General features: G+C 61.5%; 15 protein-coding genes. 10 read left to right on the top strand and 5 right to left on the bottom strand.

Going from position 1 to position 18506, the window contains the following annotated elements; translation table 11 throughout:
- Positions 1-135 precede the first annotated feature (135 nt).
- The 5 genes from JUI81_RS17135 to ydcS all read right to left on the bottom strand — a co-directional run bounded on the left by JUI81_RS17135 (position 136) and on the right by ydcS (position 5863).
- Complete coding sequence (locus tag JUI81_RS17135; protein ID WP_019581624.1) at positions 136-1560, bottom strand: gamma-aminobutyraldehyde dehydrogenase; 1425 nt, start codon at positions 1558-1560, stop codon at positions 136-138.
- A gap of 80 nt (positions 1561-1640) precedes the next feature.
- On the bottom strand, positions 1641-2465 hold the full coding sequence (locus tag JUI81_RS17130) for an ABC transporter permease (RefSeq protein ID WP_019581623.1): 825 nt from the start codon (positions 2463-2465) through the stop codon (positions 1641-1643).
- Positions 2455-3399 carry an ABC transporter permease gene (locus JUI81_RS17125; protein ID WP_019581622.1) on the bottom strand — a complete coding sequence of 315 codons (945 nt, stop codon included), beginning with the start codon at positions 3397-3399 and terminating at the stop codon, positions 2455-2457. Before JUI81_RS17125 ends, JUI81_RS17130 begins: the two co-directional genes overlap by 11 nt.
- A 1-nt stretch (position 3400) precedes the next feature.
- The gene (locus tag JUI81_RS17120) at positions 3401-4438 is read right to left on the bottom strand and encodes an ABC transporter ATP-binding protein (protein WP_204124711.1); all 1038 of its coding nucleotides are present in this window, start codon (positions 4436-4438) and stop codon (positions 3401-3403) included.
- A gap of 273 nt (positions 4439-4711) precedes the next feature.
- Positions 4712-5863, bottom strand: coding sequence for a putative ABC transporter substrate-binding protein YdcS (gene ydcS, locus JUI81_RS17115; RefSeq protein WP_018926690.1), 1152 nt, complete (start codon positions 5861-5863; stop codon positions 4712-4714).
- Positions 5864-6162: 299 nt separating this feature from the next.
- Between ydcS and JUI81_RS17110 the strand changes: the two genes are divergently transcribed.
- From JUI81_RS17110 to JUI81_RS17065, 10 genes are all read left to right on the top strand, one after another.
- A complete protein-coding gene (locus JUI81_RS17110; RefSeq protein ID WP_019581619.1) occupies positions 6163-7785 on the top strand; it encodes a methyl-accepting chemotaxis protein in 1623 nt (540 codons plus the stop codon).
- Complete coding sequence (locus JUI81_RS17105) at positions 7785-8321, top strand: chemotaxis protein CheW (protein WP_026346089.1); 537 nt, start codon at positions 7785-7787, stop codon at positions 8319-8321. The genes JUI81_RS17110 and JUI81_RS17105 overlap by 1 nt, the downstream gene beginning before the upstream one ends.
- Positions 8318-9592 (top strand): protein-glutamate O-methyltransferase CheR, encoded by a 1275-nt coding sequence (locus JUI81_RS17100; RefSeq protein ID WP_204124710.1) that lies wholly within the window; start codon positions 8318-8320, stop codon positions 9590-9592. The genes JUI81_RS17105 and JUI81_RS17100 overlap by 4 nt, the downstream gene beginning before the upstream one ends.
- A complete protein-coding gene (locus JUI81_RS17095; RefSeq protein WP_028939497.1) occupies positions 9589-10272 on the top strand; it encodes a chemotaxis protein CheW in 684 nt (227 codons plus the stop codon). Before JUI81_RS17100 ends, JUI81_RS17095 begins: the two co-directional genes overlap by 4 nt.
- Positions 10269-12578 carry a hybrid sensor histidine kinase/response regulator gene (locus tag JUI81_RS17090; RefSeq protein WP_204124709.1) on the top strand — a complete coding sequence of 770 codons (2310 nt, stop codon included), beginning with the start codon at positions 10269-10271 and terminating at the stop codon, positions 12576-12578. The genes JUI81_RS17095 and JUI81_RS17090 overlap by 4 nt, the downstream gene beginning before the upstream one ends.
- Entirely contained in the window at positions 12575-13585 is a 1011-nt protein-coding gene (locus tag JUI81_RS17085) for a chemotaxis response regulator protein-glutamate methylesterase (RefSeq protein WP_028939495.1), read from the top strand. The genes JUI81_RS17090 and JUI81_RS17085 overlap by 4 nt, the downstream gene beginning before the upstream one ends.
- A 48-nt stretch (positions 13586-13633) precedes the next feature.
- Positions 13634-14635 carry a PleD family two-component system response regulator gene (locus JUI81_RS17080; RefSeq protein ID WP_019581613.1) on the top strand — a complete coding sequence of 334 codons (1002 nt, stop codon included), beginning with the start codon at positions 13634-13636 and terminating at the stop codon, positions 14633-14635.
- A gap of 283 nt (positions 14636-14918) precedes the next feature.
- Positions 14919-16014, top strand: a protein-coding gene (prfB, locus tag JUI81_RS17075; protein WP_096481021.1) for a peptide chain release factor 2 whose coding sequence is annotated in 2 segments (ribosomal slippage) — positions 14919-14990 and positions 14992-16014 — 1095 coding nt in all. Because the reading frame shifts where the segments join, the coding sequence is not laid out codon by codon here.
- A gap of 109 nt (positions 16015-16123) precedes the next feature.
- Positions 16124-17626 (top strand): lysine--tRNA ligase, encoded by a 1503-nt coding sequence (gene lysS / locus JUI81_RS17070; protein ID WP_018926680.1) that lies wholly within the window; start codon positions 16124-16126, stop codon positions 17624-17626.
- A gap of 102 nt (positions 17627-17728) precedes the next feature.
- A complete protein-coding gene (locus tag JUI81_RS17065; RefSeq protein WP_007940176.1) occupies positions 17729-18445 on the top strand; it encodes a TetR/AcrR family transcriptional regulator in 717 nt (238 codons plus the stop codon).
- Positions 18446-18506 lie beyond the last annotated feature (61 nt).

The raw sequence follows: 18506 nt of genomic DNA, 5'->3' as shown, positions 1-18506 counted from the left end.
CGTTGCCTGTCGAGGGTTGATGCTCTTAAACGCTCCACGCCGCATCCGAGTTCGCAATGGCAAGACTCGCTCCGATATATATTACACCGTGCCCTTACCGTGTCCTTGTAGGAGCGAGGCTTGCCCGTGAAGCTTTCAATGCTTGAACATCACATGCCGCACAACCGTGTAATCCTCCAACCCATACATGGACATGTCCTTGCCATAACCGGACAGTTTCTGACCACCGTGCGGCATTTCGCTGACCAGCATGAAGTGGGTGTTCACCCAGGTGCAGCCGTACTGCAGGCGTGCAGACAGGCGATGGGCGCGGCCGACATCTGCGGTCCAGACTGACGATGCCAGGCCGTACTCCGAGTCGTTGGCCCAGGCCAGGGCCTGCGCTTCATCGGTGAATCGGGTCACCGATACCACCGGCCCGAATACTTCGCGGCGCACGATCTCGTCGTCCTGTTGTGCGTCGGCCAGCACCGTCGGTTCAAAGAAGAAGCCATTGCCCTCCACTGGCTTGCCGCCGGTGATCAAGCGAATGTGCGGTTGCGCCATGGCCCGCTCGACAAACCCGGTCACGCGGTCACGATGTTGCGCGCTGATCAATGGGCCAAGCTCCGTCGATGGATCATCCTGCAAGCCGTACTTGAGGCTGCTGACCGCGGCGCCGAGCTTCTCGACGAAGGTGTCGTAGATGCCTGCCTGAGCGTAGATGCGGCAAGCGGCAGTGCAGTCCTGGCCGGCGTTGTAGAAACCGAAGGTGCGAATACCTTCCACGGCGGCGTCGATGTCGGCATCGTCGAAGATGATCACCGGCGCCTTGCCGCCCAGTTCCATGTGCATGCGTTTGACGCTGCCGGCGGTGCTGGAAATGATATTCGAGCCGGTAGCGATGGAACCGGTCAGCGACACCATGCGCACTTTCGGGTGGGTGACCAGTGGGGTGCCAACGGTAGGACCACGACCGAACACCAGGTTAAGCACACCCGCCGGGAAAATCTCCGACGCCAGTTCTGCCAGGCGCAGGGCGGTCAGCGGGGTTTGTTCCGACGGCTTGAGCACCACGGTATTACCGGCGGCCAGGGCCGGGGCGACTTTCCAGGCGAGCATCATCAGCGGGTAGTTCCATGGCGCGATGGAGGCAATCACGCCCACTGGGTCGCGGCGGATCATCGAGGTGTGGCCGTGCAAGTATTCACCCCCCAGCGCGCCACCCATGCAACGGCTGGCCCCGGCGAAGAATCGGAACACGTCGGCAATCGCCGGGATCTCGTCGTTCAGCGCGGCGCTGTAGGGTTTGCCGCAGTTGTCCGACTCCAGTTTGGCCAGCTCTTCGCCATGGGCTTCGATGATGTCGGCGAGTTTGAGCAGCAACAGCGAGCGTTCTTTCGGTGTGGTTTGCGACCAGCCTTCAAAGGCGCTATCGGCGGCGCGCACGGCGGCGTCGACCTGGGCTTCGCTGGCTTCGTTGATTTCCACCAGTACACGACCGAGGGCCGGGTTGAACACGGCTTGGGCGGGGCCGTCCCCAGCGACCAGTTGGCCATTGATCAAGAGTTTGGTTTGCATGGCTTTATCCTCCGAAGCTGTTGTTTTCTTTTTGTGGGAACTGGCCCCTGCTCCCACAGGATCCGGTTTCCAGTGGTCAGTTATTTTCCGCCGCTACCGGCGACACTCTCCCCACCACGGGTCAGGTAATACGCGCCGAGAATCGGCAACATGGTCACCATCATGACCAGCATCGCCACGACGTTGGTCACCGGCACGTCCCGTGGGCGGCTGAGCTGGTTGAGCAGCCACAGCGGCAAGGTGCGTTCGTGGCCGGCGGTGAAGGTGGTGACGATGATTTCGTCGAACGACAGGGCAAACGCCAGCATGCCGCCAGCCAGCAACGCCGAGCCGAGGTTCGGCAGGACGATGTAGCGGAAGGTCTGCCAGCCGTCGGCGCCGAGGTCCATCGAGGCTTCGATCAAACTGTAGGACGTGCGGCGCAATCGGGCGATGACGTTGTTGTAGACGATCACTACGCAGAAGGTCGCGTGACCGATCACGATGGTGAATACCCCCGGCTCGATCCCCAGCGTCTTGAAGGTCGCCAGCAGCGCGATCCCGGTGATGATCCCCGGCAATGCGATCGGCAGGATCAGCATCAGCGAGATGCCTTGCTTGCCGAAGAAGTCCCGCCGGTACAACGCCGCCGAGGCGAGGGTGCCGAGGATCAACGCAATCAGCGTGGCGATGGCGGCGATCTGCAGCGACAGCTTGATCGCCTCCAGTACGTCGGGCCGCGAGAACGCCACGGCGATCCACTTCAGGGTGAAGCCCTTGGGCGGAAAGCTGAACGCCGCGTCTTCGGTGTTGAAGGCATAGAGGAAGATGATCAGGATCGGGAAGTGCAAGAACAGCAACCCGCCCCAGGCGGCGATGCGCAGGCCCAGGGACGCCCGGTCTTGAGAAGAAGCGTCAGAGCGCATCGAAGGCCCCCAGGCGTTTGACGATGGACAGGTAAATGGCGATCAGCACGATCGGCACCAGCGTGAAGGCCGCCGCCATCGGCATGTTGCCGATCGCCCCTTGCTGGGCGTAGACCATGCTGCCGACGAAGTAGCCCGGCGGGCCCACCAGTTGCGGCACGATGAAATCGCCCAGCGTCAGTGAAAACGTGAAAATCGAACCGGCCGCGATCCCCGGAATCGACAGCGGCAGAATCACTTGCATGAAGGTCTGACGCGGCTTGGCGCCCAGGTCCGCCGAAGCTTGCAGCAAGGACGGCGGCAGGCGTTCCAGTGACGCCTGGATCGGCAGGATCATGAACGGCAGCCAAATATAGACAAACACCATGAACCGCCCCAGGTGCGAGGTCGACAGGGTGCTGCCACCCACTCCCGGCATCCCGAGTACGAACTGCAACACCGGCTCCAGGTTCAGGTACTGAACGAACCACTGGGCCACGCCGCCCTTGGCCAGCAGCAAGGTCCAGGCATAAGCCTTGACGATGTAACTGGCCCACATCGGCATCATCACCGCGATGTAGAAAAACGCCTTGGTGTTGCCGCTGGTGTAGCGCGCCATGTAGTAGGCGATCGGGAAGGCCACGATTGCACTGGCGATCGACACGACGATGGCCATGCTCAGGGTGCGCAGGATGATGTCGAAGTTAGATGGCTGGAACAGCGCTGCGAAGTTCGCCAGGGTCAGGTCGGGGGTGACCGTCATGGTGAAGTCATCGAAGGTGTAGAAGCCTTGCCACAGCAGGGTCAGCAGCGAGCCGAGGTAGATGGCGCCAAACCACAGCAACGGCGGCACCAGCAGCAGCGACAGATACAGGTTCGGCCGCCGGTACAGCAGGTTGGAAAACCGGCGCAGCGGCGAGCCGTTGGCCGGGGTGCGAGAGATCACGCTGTCCATCTCATACCCCGCCTACAACATTGTCGTGCAGCGCAATCATCGCCTCGCGCGCCCAGCGAGCGCTGACGCGTTGCCCGGGCTGATGTTGCGCACTGACGTCCAGCCACTGGACGTTGGCCTGGCTGATGTTCAGGGTCTGGCCGTTTTCCAGTTTCAGTTCATAGCGGGTGGCGCTGCCCTGGTACTGGATGTCGTGGAGCAGGCCGCTGACTTCTATTTCATGGCTGGCCAGCGGCCCTTCGGCGAAACGCACGTGTTCCGGGCGGATCGAAAACGGCTGAGGATTGCCGCTCAACTGCCGGGCCAGATCACCGCGTATCACATTGGACGTGCCGACGAATTCGGCGACGAAGGTGGTTGTCGGTTTCATATAGAGGTGGCGTGGCGTGTCGACCTGTTCGATACGCCCCTTGTTGAACACCGCCACGCGGTCGGACATCGACAACGCTTCGGTCTGGTCGTGGGTGACGAAGATAAAGGTGATGCCGAGCTGACGTTGCAGCTTCTTCAGTTCGCCTTGCATTTGCTCGCGCAGCTTCAGGTCGAGGGCGCCCAAGGGTTCGTCGAGCAACAACACGCGAGGGCGATTGACCAACGCGCGAGCCAGGGCCACACGCTGGCGTTGGCCGCCCGACAGCTGCACCGGTTTGCGCTCGCCGTAGCCGTTGAGGGCGACCATGTCGAGGGCTTCTTCGGCACGTTTGTGGCGTTCGGTCTTGCCGACGCCTTTGACTTTCAAACCGTAGGCGACGTTGTCGAGTACGTTCATGTGCGGGAACAGCGCGTAATCCTGGAACACGGTATTCACGTCGCGCTGATACGGCGGCAGCCCGGCGGCCTCCAAGCCATGGATGCGGATGGAGCCGGTGCTCGGCTGTTCGAAACCGGCGATCAGGCGCAGGCAGGTGGTTTTACCCGAGCCAGAAGGGCCCAGCAGGGAAAAGAACTCGCCGTCCTGGATGTCGATGGAAACCCGGTCAACGGCCTTCACCTCACCGAACTGACGGGATACGTTGGTGAACTGGACTGCAAGCGTCATGGATACAGTGCTCCCAAAAAGCGGGGCCCATCACAGCGGCCCCTGCCTGGACTTCTGAAAAAGCTGAATCGGTGTGCTTTTTTAGCTGGAATGCTCACTGTGGCGAGGGGGCTTGTCGGACCGCCGCACCGCCCCATTGGGCTGCGTAGCAGCCCTGAAAAGGAGAGCGCGGTTTATCTGCTAGACCGCGGTGACTGGTTCCAGGGCGGCTTCGCCACCCAACGGGGGCAAGCCCCCTCGCCACAAAGTTCCCTCGCCACAAGAGGCGGTGTATTACCTGCCTCCCATAATTGCGATGTAGTCCTGGGTCCAACGGCTATAAGGTACGTACTTGCCACCCTCAGCCTGCGGGGTTTTCCAGAAGGCGATCTTGTCAAACTGGTCGAAACCGTTGGTCTTGCACCCCTCGGCCCCCAACAGTTCGCTTGCCTTGCACGCCGCCGGAACCGCCGGCAGCGAGCCGAACCAGGCGGACACATCGCCCTGGACCTTCGGCGTCAGCGACCAGTCCATCCACTTATAGGCACAGTTCGGGTGCTTGGCTTCGGCGTGCATCATGGTGGTGTCGGCCCACCCGGTGGCGCCTTCTTTGGGGATGGTCGAGGCGACTGGCTGTTTCTCGTTCATCAGGCCGTTGACCTGATACGGCCAGGAACTGGAGGCCACCACGCCTTCGTTCTTGAAATCACTCATCTGCACGGTGGTGTCGTGCCAGTAGCGGTGAATCAACTTTTGCTGGGCGCGCAGCAGGTCGAGAACGGCCTTGTACTGTTTTTCGTCGAGCAGGTAAGGGTCTTTGATGCCCAGTTCCGGCTTGGCGGTTTTCAGGTACAGCGCCGCGTCCGCGATGTAGATCGGGCCGTCATACGCCTGCACGCGGCCTTTGTTGGATTTGCCGTCGGGCAGTTTCTGCTCTTCGAGTATCACGCTCCAACTGGTCGGCGGCTGTTTGAACACGTTGGTGTTGTACATGAGCACATTCGGCCCCCATTGGTACGGGGTGCCATAGGTTTGCTTGTCGACCACGTACCACGGCCCATCCTTCAGGCGCGGATCGAGATTCTTCCAGTTGGGGATCAATGCGGTGTTGATCGGCTGGACGCGCTTGCCGGCGATCAAGCGCAGGGAGGCATCGCCGGACGCCGTCACCAGGTCGTAACCGCCCTTGGCCATCAGGCTGACCATTTCATCGGACGTGCCGGCCGTCTTGACGTTGACCTTGCAGCCGGTTTCCTTCTCGAAAGCGCTGACCCAGTCGTAGGCCTTGTCGCTTTCGCCCCGTTCGATATAGCCGGGCCAGGCAACAATATCCAGCTGACCTTCGCCGGCACCGACGGCTTTCAGCGGTTCGGCGGCCTGCAGGCTGGCGCTGGCCAGAAGCGCCGTGGCGATTGCACTGAGCAGTGCGGTCTTGTGTTCGAACATGGGGTTTCCCTCTTCTTTAATTAGGGTCGGGACAGCGTTGAACGGGGTAGTTCGCCATGAGTGGCTTGTTATTAGCGTAGTGCGCTTTGTGGGAGGCTGACTGAGGCCGGGCTGTGTCATGGGTTTATCCAGACTAGTGCCCGATGTCACGGTCGACAAATTTCCAATGCGGGATGTGATGTTTCTGCCGAATCCGTGCTTTTTATTGGCGGGATGAGAAACGATGCTCAGCGTCTTATAAATGAAACATCGCCCTCAGCTATACTCCCCCGCAATTTGATCCGCACCGAGGACTGACTGTGAAGAACTGGACGTTGCGCCAACGCATTTTGGCGAGCTTTGCGGTAATTATCGCAATCATGCTGCTGATGGTTGTGGTGTCTTTTTCTCGGCTGATGAAGATCGACGCCGGCGCAGAATCGGTCCGCACCGATGCGGTCCCGGGGGTGTATTTCAGTTCGATGATCCGCGGTGCGTGGGTCGACAGTTTTAACCTCACCCAACAGCTTGTCGGCCTTTCCGGGCATCGCGAAATGACCGTCGCCGACCAGACCATGTACAAAAGCTTCGAAGAGCGCTTGAACGAGCAAATAGCCAACTACCGCAAAACCATTTTCACGAAGGACGACCAGGTCCTGTTCGACGAGTTCGAAGTGCGTCATCAGCTCTACAACAAAGAAATGACCAACGTTCTCGATCTCTATCAGCGCAAAGAGTACGACCAGGCGGTTCTTGCCCTGGAGCAAAAACTGACGCCGGCCTGGGTCAATGGGCGCAAGCAATTGAACAGCCTTCTTGAAAATAATCACGCTCTGGCTGAACAATCCACGCTGGCCATCAGTGACGCGGTGACGGCCGCCAAAATCAGCATGGGCGTCTCTTTGCTGGTGGCAATCATCGTCGCCGGCCTCTGCGGCCTGCTGCTGATGCGCGCGATCATGGCACCGATGAATCGCATTGTGGATATCCTCGAAGTCATGCGCACTGGCGATCTCAGCAGTCGCCTGAATCTTGATCGCAAGGACGAGTTCGGCGCGGTGGAAACCGGCTTCAACGACATGATGACCGAACTCACCTCGTTGGTGTCCCAGGCCCAGCGCTCCTCGGTGCAGGTCACCACGTCGGTCACGGAAATCGCCGCGACCTCCAAACAGCAACAGGCCACCGCCACCGAAACCGCGGCCACCACCACCGAAATCGGTGCGACGTCCCGTGAAATTGCCGCCACCTCGCGCGACCTGGTGCGTACCATGACCGAAGTCTCCACCGCCGCCGACCAGGCTTCGGTGCTGGCCGGTTCTGGTCAGCAAGGCTTGGCGCGCATGGAAGACACCATGCACTCGGTGATGGGCGCGGCAGATCTGGTGAATGCCAAACTGGCGATCCTCAATGAGAAGGCCGGCAACATCAACCAGGTGGTGGTGACCATCGTCAAAGTCGCCGACCAGACCAACCTGTTGTCCCTGAACGCCGCGATCGAAGCCGAGAAGGCCGGCGAGTATGGTCGCGGGTTTGCCGTGGTCGCCACCGAAGTGCGACGTCTGGCAGACCAGACCGCCGTGGCCACCTACGACATCGAGCAGATGGTGCGCGAGATCCAGTCGGCGGTGTCGGCCGGGGTCATGGGCATGGACAAGTTCTCTGAGGAAGTGCGCCGCGGCATGTCCGAGGTGCAGCAGGTGGGCGAGCAGCTGTCGCAGATCATTCATCAGGTTCAGGCGCTGGCGCCGCGGGTGTTGATGGTCAACGAAGGCATGCAGGCTCAGGCCACCGGCGCCGAGCAGATCAACCACGCGCTGGTGCAGTTGGGCGATGCCAGCAGCCAGACGGTTGAGTCCTTGCGCCAGGCCAGTTTCGCCATCGACGAACTGAGCCAGGTGGCCGTGGGGCTGCGTGGCGGTGTCTCGCGATTCAAAGTCTGATGAGCGAACTTACGGCCAGGCGCGGCGTGGCGATGCCGACGAAGCAGTCGTTGTTTCTGGTGTTCCGCATCGGCAATGAGCGCTACGCCTTGCAGGCCATTGAGGTGGCTGAAGTACTGCCGCAACTGCCGTTGAAGCCCATTCCCCGGGCGCCGGACTGGGTGGCGGGGGTGTTCGCCTATCGTGGCGCGGTGGTGCCGGTGATCGACCTCAGCGCGCTGACGTTTGGCCAACCGGCCCAGGCCCGCACCAGCACGCGGCTGGTGTTGGTGCACTATCGGCCGGATGAGGCGAGGCCTGCGCAATTGCTCGGGCTGATTCTGGAGCAGGTCACCGACACGTTGCGCTGCAACCCGGCGGACTTTCAGCCTTATGGCCTGGACAATCGCCAGGCGCCGTACCTCGGCCCGGTGCGCGAAGATGCCCAGGGGCTGCTGCAATGGGTGCGGGTTGCCGATTTACTGGATGCACAGGTTCGCGCCTTATTGTTTCCCTCGCCGCCGCTGGACCTGGCGCAGTTTGAGGAGCAGGGATGAGCAGCGATCAACGGTTTTTCGATTTCCTCAAGGAGCGTATCGGCCTGGATGTCGGCTCGGTCGGCCCGGCGCTCATCGAGCGCGCGGTGCGCCAGCGCATCACGGCGGTTCGGGCGCGGACGGCCGATGAGTACTGGCACACATTGTCGGGCTCGCGCGACGAACAGCAGGCGCTGATCGAAGCGGTGATCGTCCCCGAAACCTGGTTCTTCCGTTACCCGGAATCCTTCGCCACGCTGGCGAAGCTGGCGGCCAAGCGGCTGGCAGCGATCAACAACATGCGCGCCCTGCGGATTCTCAGCTTGCCGTGTTCTACCGGCGAAGAACCGTACTCGATCGCCATGGCATTGCTTGATGCCGGGCTGGCGCCGCACCAGTTCAAGGTCGACGGCATGGACGTCAGCCCGCTGTCGGTGGAAAAGGCCAGGCTCGCGCTGTACGGCAAGAATTCGTTTCGTGGCCAGGACATCGAGTTTCGCGAGCGCCATTTCACCGCTGAACACGATAACTATCGCCTCAACGGGCGCGTGCTCGAACAGGTGCGTCTACAGGTCGGTAACCTGCTGGATCCGACCTTGCTGGTCAACGAGCCGCCCTATGACTTCGTGTTCTGTCGCAACCTGCTGATTTATTTCGACCAGCCGACCCAGCAGCAAGTGTTCGAAGTGCTCAAGCGCCTGACTCACGTCGACGGCGTGCTGTTTATCGGCCCGGCCGAGGGCAGTCTGCTCGGCCGTTTCGGCATGCGCTCGATCGGTATCCCGCAGTCGTTTGCCTTCAGTCGCCAGAGCGCGCTCGAGCCGCTTGCGACCTTCGCGCCGATGTCGCTGCCCGTGCAGCAACCGTTGCGCAGCATGACTCCGCCGCCTGTGCGCAGTCGGCCTTTTGCGACGGTCGTGCCGATGCCTCGGGCTGCCGCCATCCCTTCGGCCACTTCTTCGGACGCCGCCACGCTGTTGGCGAATATCGCCGCGCTGGCCAATGAAGGCAAAAGTGCCGAGGCCCGCGCCGCGTGCGAAAGTTATTTGCGCAGTCACGAACCGGTGGCCCAAGTGTTCTATTGGCTGGGGCTGCTCAGCGATGTCGCCGGCAGTGCCCTGGAGGCCCAGGGGTTTTATCGCAAGGCGTTGTACCTCGAACCGCAACACCCCGACGCGTTGATGCACCTGGCGGCCTTGCTGCAATCCCAGGGCGACACGGCGGGTGCCAGACGATTGCAGGCCCGCGCCGCCCGCAGCGAGCGCGCCGCTGACAGTGAGCGTAAACGATGAACGCCTCCGACACCTTGAGCGTCACCCATGAAGATGCCCAGGCCATCGACGACTGCTGGAACCGCATCGGTATCCACGGCGACCAGTCCTGCCCGCTGCTGAGCGAGCACATTCATTGCCGCAATTGCGCGGTGTATTCGGCTGCCGCCACGCGCTTGCTCGACCGTTACGCCTTGTCGCAGGGCGACCGTGGGCAAATCTCCACGGTGGCCGAGAGTGAGGTGAAAACCCGCTCGCTACTGATGTTTCGCCTCGGCGAAGAGTGGCTGGGCCTGGCCACTCGCAGCCTGGTCGAAGTGGCGCCGCTGCAAGCGATCCATTCCTTGCCGCACCAGCGTTCCCGGGCATTGCTCGGCGTGGCGAATGTGCGCGGTGCCTTGGTGGCGTGCCTGTCTTTGGTGGAGCTGTTGGGGCTCGACGACACCAGTGGCGTGGCGCCTGGTGCGCGGGTAACGCCGCGGATGCTGATCATCGCCGCCCACGGCGGGCCGGTAGTGGTGCCGGTGGACGAAGTGGACGGGATTCACGCCATCGACGAGCGCATTCTCGATGCCGCGTCCCAGTCCGGCACCCAGGCCAGCGCCAAATACACCCGCGGAGTCTTGCCATTCAAAGGTCGCAGCCTGCGTTGGCTGGATGAAGAGCAGCTGCTGTCTGCCGTGACCCGGAGCCTCACATGACCCCCGACCAAATGCGTGACGCCTCCTTGCTGGAGCTGTTCAGCCTGGAAGCCGAGGCCCAGACCCTGGTGCTGAGCGCCGGTCTGCTGGCGCTGGAGCGCGATCCGACCCAGGCCGATTATCTCGAGTCGTGCATGCGCGCGGCCCATTCGCTCAAGGGCGCGGCGCGAATTGTCGGCGTCGATGCCGGGGTCAGTGTTGCCCATGTGATGGAGGATTACCTGGTCAGCGCCCAGGAAGGGCGCCTGTACCTGCGACCCGAACACATTGATGCGCTGTTGCAGGGCACCGATCTGCTGATGCGGATTGCGACGCCGAACAATGCTCCGGCGCCTGCGGATATCGACGCTTATGTCGTCTTGATGGGACGGCTGCTTGAACACATGGCGACGGTTGCCCCCATCGCGCTGCCGATGGCAGAACCTCAGCTCGAACCGCCGACACCCAGGGTCGAGCCGCCCGGTCGTGCTGCCGAAACACCCGTCGACACACTCGTTGAAACACCCCAGGCAGAGCCCGCCGAGCCTGCGTCCAAGACCAGGCGCGCCACCGACACTGGCGAGCGTGTATTGCGCGTCACGGCCGAGCGCTTGAACAGCCTGCTCGACCTGTCGAGTAAATCCCTGGTGGAAACCCAGCGCCTCAAGCCGCACCTGGCCACCATGCAGCGCCTTAAACGCATGCAGAGCAATGGCCTGCGGGCGCTGGAAAGCCTCAACGTTCATCTCAAGGACCATGCCTTGAGCCTCGAAGCCCAGGAAGCCTTGGGTGACGCCCGCCGATTGCTGGCCGAGTCCCAGCAATTGCTGGTGGAAAAAAACGCCGAACTGGACGAGTTCGCCTGGCACGCCAGCCAGCGCGCACAGGTGTTGTATGACACCGCGCTGGCCTGTCGCATGCGGCCGTTCGCCGACGTGCTGAGCGGTCAAGTACGCATGGTCCGCGATCTTGGGCGCAACCTTGGCAAACAGGTGCGGCTGGAGATCGAGGGCGACAAGACTCAAGTCGACCGCGACGTACTGGAAAAACTCGAAGCGCCGCTGACGCACCTGCTGCGCAATGCGGTGGATCACGGTATCGAAACCCCGGAACAGCGGCGCTTGGCCGGCAAACCGGAGGAAGGCGTGATCCGTTTGCGAGCCTCCCATCAGGCCGGTCTGCTGGTGCTGGAACTGAGCGATGATGGCAATGGCGTCGACCTGGAAAAGGTCCGCCGCACGATCGTCGAGCGGCAGTTATCCCCAGCCGAGACTGCCGCGCAGTTGAGCGAAGAAGAGCTGCTGACGTTCCTGTTTCTGCCGGGTTTCAGCCTGCGCGACACGGTCACCGAAGTCTCCGGGCGCGGCGTCGGGCTGGATGCGGTTCAGCACATGGTCCGGCAGTTGCGCGGCGCCGTGGTGCTGGAGCAGACGGCGGGCGCGGGCAGTCGTTTCCATCTTGAAGTGCCGCAGACGCTGTCGGTAGTGCGCAGCCTGGTGGTGGAAGTCGGTGACGAGGCGTATGCCTTCCCGCTGGCGCACATCGAGCGCATGTGCGACCTGGAGCCGGAAGACATCGTGCAGGTCGAAGGCCGGCAGCACTTTTGGTACGAAGGCCGGCATGTCGGGCTGGTCGCCGCCAGTCAGCTATTGCATCGGCCGGCGAGCCAGAACAGCGCGCAGACCCTCAAAGTCGTGGTCATCCGCGAGCGCGAGGCGATCTACGGGGTGGCGGTCGAGCGGTTTATCGGCGAGCGGACGCTGGTGGTGCTGCCGCTGGACGAGCGTCTGGGCAAGGTACAGGACATTTCCGCCGGGGCTTTGCTCGACGACGGCTCGGTGGTGCTGATCGTCGACGTCGAAGACATGCTGCGTTCGGTGGACAAACTGCTCAATACCGGGCGTCTGGAGCGCATTGCCCGGCACGCCAATCAGGCTGTTGAAGCCGCGCGTAAACGGATTCTGGTGGTGGACGATTCGCTGACCGTTCGTGAGTTGCAGCGCAAGTTGCTGCTCAATCGCGGCTACGACGTCGCCGTGGCGGTGGACGGTATGGATGGCTGGAATGCCCTGCGTTCGGAGGATTTCGATCTGCTGATCACCGACATCGACATGCCGCGCATGGACGGCATCGAGCTGGTGTCTTTATTGCGTCGCGACAATCGCCTGCAGTCGCTGCCGGTGATGGTGGTGTCCTACAAGGACCGCGAAGAAGACCGTCGCCGTGGACTGGACGCCGGCGCCGACTATTATCTAGCCAAGGCCAGTTTTCATGATGACGCCTTACTGGATGCGGTCGTTGAGCTCATTGGAGGGGCGCGCACATGAAAATCGCCATCGTCAACGACATGCCCATGGCGGTAGAGGCTTTGCGCCGCGCCCTGGCGTTCGAACCGGCGCACGAGGTGGTCTGGGTCGCCAGCAACGGGGCGGAGGCGGTGCAACGTTGCGCCGAATACACTCCGGATCTGATCCTGATGGATTTGATCATGCCATTGATGGACGGCGTGGAAGCGACCCGGCGGATCATGGCCGAGACCCCGTGCGCGATCGTCATCGTCACCGTCGACCGCCAGCAGAACGTGCACCGGGTGTTCGAAGCCATGGGCTACGGCGCGCTTGATGTGGTCGATACCCCGGCGCTGGGCGCTGGTAACCCTCAGGAAGCCGCTGCGCCGCTGCTGCGCAAGATCCTCAATATTGGCTGGTTGATCGGTGACCACAGCAATCGGGAGCGATCGACACCGAGCCCGCACCGCCACTCGGCCTCGCGCCAGCGCCTGGTGGCGATCGGTTCATCCGCTGGCGGGCCGGCGGCGCTGGAAGTGCTGCTCAAGGGCCTGCCCCGGGATTTTTCGGCGGCTATCGTGCTGGTCCAGCATGTGGATCAGGTGTTCGCCGCCGGCATGGCCGAATGGCTGGCCAGCGCCAGCGGCCTGGACGTGCGCCTGGCCCAGGAAGGCGAACCGCCACAAAGCGGCACGATCCTGCTGGCCGGTACCAATCACCATATCCGCTTGCTGAAAAACGGCACGCTGGCCTACACCGCCGAACCGGTCAACGAGATCTATCGGCCTTCGATCGATGTGTTTTTCGAGAGTGTGGCCAATTACTGGAGCGGTGATGCCGTGGGCGTTCTACTGACCGGTATGGGGCGTGACGGCGCCCAGGGGCTTAAACTCATGCGCCAACAGGGCTACCTGACCATCGCTCAGGACCAGAACAGCAGTGCCGTGTACGGAATGCCCAAGGCGGCCGCAGCCATCGACGCTGCCGTGGAAATCCGCCCACTGGACAAGATAGCGCCACGTTTGCTGGAGATTTTCCAAAAATGACTATCATTAGCAGCAATCGTGGCCCAAGCAGTACTCAGGTGACCGCACATGAATGAATTACAGCTCGACGACTTCAAAACCGACGAAAACGCCGCCATGGTGTTGTTGGTGGACGATCAGGCGATGATCGGCGAGGCGGTGCGCCGTGGTCTGTCGAACGAAGAGAACATCGACTTCCACTTCTGCGCCGACCCGCACCAGGCCATCGCCCAGGCGATCCGCATCAAGCCGACGGTGATCCTTCAGGACCTGGTCATGCCCGGCCTCGACGGCTTGAGCCTGGTGCGCGAATACCGTAATCACCCGGCGACCAAGGATATTCCGATCATTGTCCTGTCGACCAAGGAAGACCCGCTGATCAAGAGCGCGGCGTTTGCCGCCGGGGCCAACGATTACCTGGTCAAGCTGCCGGACAACATCGAACTGGTGGCGCGCATCCGCTATCACTCGCGCTCCTACATGACCCTGCTGCAGCGTGACGCGGCGTACCGTGCGTTGCGGGTCAGCCAGCAACAGTTGCTCGACACCAACCTGGTGCTGCAACGCTTGATGAACTCCGACGGCCTGACCGGGCTGTCGAACCGTCGGCACTTCGACGAATACCTGGAACTGGAGTGGCGGCGTTCGTTGCGTGACCAGACGCAATTGTCGTTGCTGATGATCGATGTCGACTATTTCAAGTCCTACAACGACAGTTTTGGCCACCTCGAAGGCGATGAAGCCCTGCGCAAAGTCGCCACGGCCATTCGCGACGCCAGCGCCAGGCCATCGGACCTGCCGGCCCGTTACGGCGGCGAAGAGTTCGTCCTGGTCTTGCCCAACACCTCGCCGGGCGGTGCGCGGCTGGTGGCGGAAAAACTGCGCCAGACCGTGGTCGGGTTGAAGATCCCGCACATTTTCCCGACCGAAGGTTCGTGCCTGACCATCAGCATCGGCCTGTCGACCGTGATCCCGCAGCCGGGCAGCGACTGCCGGCAATTGATCTCGGCGGCGGACAAGGGGCTGTACCTGGCGAAGAACAATGGGCGCAATCAGGTGGGAATTGAGTAACCCGCTGACCGTAGCGCTGTAGCAGCTGCCGAGCCCGCGAGGCTGCGTTCGAGGACGAAGTCCTCGCAAGTCCTGTGTATGCGGTTTGCCTGAATGACCGCGTTGTCTGACTTTACGACGGCTGCGCCGCCGAACGCAGCCTCGCGGGCTCGGCAGCTGCTACGGGCCCCCCGCGTTATTCCGTAAACCATTCGCCCCTAAAGCCGCCAGGCGGGCTGCCTTGACAGCGTGATTACGTTATACTCGCCGGCTTTCAAAAGTTCGCCAACGAGTGCTGCCCGCCATGGAAATCAACCCGATCCTTAACAGTATCAAGGACCTGTCCGAGCGCTCCGAAACTATTCGGGGGTATCTTTGACTACGATCAAAAGCATGAGCGTCTGACCGAAGTCAATCGCGAGCTTGAAGATCCGAGTGTCTGGAACAACCCTGAGTACGCTCAGAACCTGGGTCGCGAGCGCTCTGCGCTGGCCCAGATCGTAGAAACCCTCGACGAAATGTCCAGCGGTCTGGCTGATGCCAAGGACCTGCTGTTGATGTCTGCCGAGGAAGAAGACCAGGCCGCCGTCGACGACGTAGCCCTTGAAGTGGAGCGCCTGCGCGAAGCCCTCGAGAAGCTCGAATTCCGTCGCATGTTCAGCGGCGAGATGGACCAGAACAACGCCTACCTGGACATCCAGGCCGGCTCCGGCGGTACCGAGGCCCAGGACTGGGCCAACATCCTGCTGCGCATGTACCTGCGCTGGGCGGATAAACGCGGTTTCGACGCGACCATCATGGAATTGTCGGCCGGTGAAGTCGCCGGTATCAAAGGTGCGACCGTGCACATCAAGGGTGAATACGCCTTTGGCTGGCTGCGTACCGAAATCGGCGTGCACCGTCTGGTGCGCAAGAGCCCGTTCGACTCCGGCAACCGTCGTCACACCTCGTTCTCGGCCGTGTTCGTGTCGCCGGAAATCGATGACAACATCGAAATCGACATCAACCCGTCGGACCTGCGCATCGACACCTACCGCTCCTCCGGTGCCGGTGGTCAGCACGTAAACACCACCGACTCGGCCGTACGGATTACTCACGTACCGACCAACACCGTGGTCAGCTGCCAGAACGAACGCTCCCAGCACGCCAACAAAGACACCGCGATGAAAATGTTGCGGGCGCGCTTGTACGAGCAGGAAGTGCAGAAACGCAACGCCGCCTCCCAGGCTCTGGAAGACACCAAGTCGGACATCGGCTGGGGTCACCAGATCCGTTCGTACGTGCTCGATGCCTCGCGGATCAAGGATCTGCGCACCAACATCGAACGCAGCGACTGCGACAAGGTGCTCGACGGCGACATCGACGAATACCTGGTGGCGAGCCTGAAACAAGGGCTGTAAGACGTGCAATACAGGATCGCCTGATACAGCGCGATCCCTGTAGGAGCTGGCTTGCCAGCGATCCCCGGCCGAAGGCCGGGGCAACGAACCTGATGGAATATTTAAAGACATGAGCGACCTACAACTCGACCCGCAAGCCCTGCAACAGGAAGAAAACTCCCTGATCGCCCTGCGCAAGGAAAAGCTTGCTGCCGAGCGCGCCAAGGGCCAGGCCTTCCCCAACGACTTCCGCCGCGACGCCTACTGCGAAGACTTGCAGAAGAAGTACGCGGACAAGACCAAGGAAGAGCTGGCAGAGGCTGCGATCCCGGTCAAGGTTGCCGGTCGTCTCATGCTCAACCGTGGCTCGTTCATGGTGATTCAGGACATGTCCGGGCGCATCCAGGTTTACGTCAACCGTAAAACCCTGTCCGAAGAAACCCTGGCCGCGGTGAAAACCTGGGACCTGGGCGACATCATTGCCGCCGAAGGCACCTTGGCCCGTTCTGGCAAGGGCGACCTGTACGTTGAAATGACCAACGTGCGCCTGCTGACCAAATCCCTGCGCCCTCTGCCGGACAAGCACCACGGGCTGTCCGACACCGAGCAGCGCTACCGCCAGCGTTACGTCGACCTGATCGTCAACGAAGACGTGCGCCAGACCTTCCGCGTGCGTTCGCAAGTGATTGCGCACATCCGCAGCTTCCTGATGAAGCGTGACTTCCTGGAAGTCGAAACGCCGATGCTGCAAACCATTCCGGGTGGTGCGGCGGCCAAGCCGTTCGAAACTCACCACAACGCGCTGGATATGCAGATGTTCTTGCGCATTGCGCCGGAGCTGTACCTCAAGCGGCTTGTTGTTGGCGGGTTTGAAAAGGTCTTCGAAATCAACCGCAACTTCCGTAACGAAGGCGTCTCGACCCGGCACAACCCCGAGTTCACCATGCTCGAGTTCTACCAGGCCCACGCTGACTACGAAGACAACATGGACCTGACCGAGGAACTGTTCCGCGAACTGGCGCAGCTGGTTCTGGGCAGCACCGACGTGCCTTACGGCGACAAGGTGTTCCACTTCGGCGAGCCGTTCGTGCGCCTGTCGGTGTTCGACTCGATCCTCAAGTACAACCCGGAACTGACCGCTGCCGACCTGAACGACATCGACAAGGCCCGCGCCATCGCCAAGAAGGCCGGCGCCAAGGTGCTCGGCTTCGAAGGCCTGGGCAAACTGCAGGTGATGATTTTCGAAGAACTGGTCGAGCACAAGCTGGAACAGCCGCACTTCATTACCCAGTACCCGTTCGAAGTGTCGCCGCTGGCCCGTCGTAACGACGAGAACCCGAACGTCACCGACCGTTTCGAACTGTTCATCGGCGGCCGTGAAATCGCCAACGCCTACTCCGAGTTGAACGACGCGGAAGACCAGGCTGAGCGCTTCATGGCACAGGTGGCCGACAAGGACGCTGGCGACGATGAAGCCATGCACTACGACGCCGACTTCGTTCGCGCGCTGGAGTACGGCATGCCGCCGACCGCTGGTGAAGGGATTGGTATCGACCGCCTGGTGATGTTGCTGACCAACTCACCGTCGATCCGCGACGTGATCCTGTTCCCGCACATGCGTCCGCAAGCGTAAATGTTTCAATTAAAAAGCCGCCTAAAACAGGCGGCTTTTTATTGCCTGTCTGGTACAAACGTATCAATTGGTTACTTTTGACGTTAGAGAGGAATACCTGTCGTGAATCGTGCAATTGCTCAAGAAGGTGCAGCGGATATCGCCACTGCGGTCGCTGAAAGTGTTCAGTACCAGGGCCGCAAGGCCAGCCGACAGGGCAGCGAACAGCGTCGACAGGACATTCTCGACGCGGCGATGCGCATTGTCGTACGTGATGGCGTGCGTGCCGTGCGTCACCGTGCGGTGGCCGCCGAGGCCTGTGTGCCGCTGTCGGCCACCACCTACTATTTCAAGGACATCGATGACCTGCTCACCGATACCTTTGCCCAATACGTGGAACGCAGCGCGGCATACATGGCCCGGTTGTGGGCCAGCAACGAAGGCCTGTTGCGCGAGATGGTTGTCAGCGGTGATGGCACCGCCGAGTCGCGCTCGCAGCTGGCGGACGATATCGCACGGCTGATGGCTGACTATGTTCATCGGCAATTGATCAATCGCCGCGAGCACTTGATGGCCGAGCAAGCCTTCCGCCAGGAAGCGTTGCTTAACCCGCGTCTGGCGTTGTTGGTGCGTTCCCATCAGCAAATTCTCTTGCAGGGCACCTGCCAGCTTTTCGAAGTATTGGGATCCCGCGAGCCACAACAAGATGCCAAAGTGTTGACGGCGATTGTCGGACGGATGGAATATCAGGGCCTGCTCAACGATGCCGAGCCTGTTGCCGAAGAGGAAATGCTCGGCATCCTGACCCGCTACATGCACCTGGTGCTGGCGTCGGTGTAACCCCTTGTGGGACTCAACCCTGTGGGAGAGTGGCCAGTAGGGGGCATCGTGTGTCGATAGG

This window comes from Pseudomonas sp. 008 (assembly GCF_016861935.1).
Classification (GTDB): Bacteria; Pseudomonadota; Gammaproteobacteria; order Pseudomonadales; family Pseudomonadaceae; genus Aquipseudomonas.
The sequence above is the reverse complement of the archived record's forward strand: the minus strand, read 5'-3'. Positions and strand labels throughout refer to the sequence as shown.

What these genes read in the sequence shown, in the direction of transcription:
- JUI81_RS17135 (WP_019581624.1), bottom strand. Translation starts at nt 1,560, where the DNA reads ATGCAAACCAAACTCTTGATCAATGGCCAACTGGTCGCTGGGGACGGC.
- JUI81_RS17130 (WP_019581623.1), bottom strand. Translation starts at nt 2,465, where the DNA reads ATGCGCTCTGACGCTTCTTCTCAAGACCGGGCGTCCCTGGGCCTGCGC.
- JUI81_RS17125 (WP_019581622.1), bottom strand. Translation starts at nt 3,399, where the DNA reads ATGGACAGCGTGATCTCTCGCACCCCGGCCAACGGCTCGCCGCTGCGC.
- JUI81_RS17120 (WP_204124711.1), bottom strand. Translation starts at nt 4,438, where the DNA reads ATGACGCTTGCAGTCCAGTTCACCAACGTATCCCGTCAGTTCGGTGAG.
- ydcS (WP_018926690.1), bottom strand. Translation starts at nt 5,863, where the DNA reads ATGTTCGAACACAAGACCGCACTGCTCAGTGCAATCGCCACGGCGCTT.
- JUI81_RS17105 (WP_026346089.1), top strand. Translation starts at nt 7,785, where the DNA reads ATGAGCGAACTTACGGCCAGGCGCGGCGTGGCGATGCCGACGAAGCAG.
- JUI81_RS17100 (WP_204124710.1), top strand. Translation starts at nt 8,318, where the DNA reads ATGAGCAGCGATCAACGGTTTTTCGATTTCCTCAAGGAGCGTATCGGC.
- JUI81_RS17095 (WP_028939497.1), top strand. Translation starts at nt 9,589, where the DNA reads ATGAACGCCTCCGACACCTTGAGCGTCACCCATGAAGATGCCCAGGCC.
- JUI81_RS17090 (WP_204124709.1), top strand. Translation starts at nt 10,269, where the DNA reads ATGACCCCCGACCAAATGCGTGACGCCTCCTTGCTGGAGCTGTTCAGC.
- JUI81_RS17085 (WP_028939495.1), top strand. Translation starts at nt 12,575, where the DNA reads ATGAAAATCGCCATCGTCAACGACATGCCCATGGCGGTAGAGGCTTTG.
- JUI81_RS17080 (WP_019581613.1), top strand. Translation starts at nt 13,634, where the DNA reads ATGAATGAATTACAGCTCGACGACTTCAAAACCGACGAAAACGCCGCC.
- lysS (WP_018926680.1), top strand. Translation starts at nt 16,124, where the DNA reads ATGAGCGACCTACAACTCGACCCGCAAGCCCTGCAACAGGAAGAAAAC.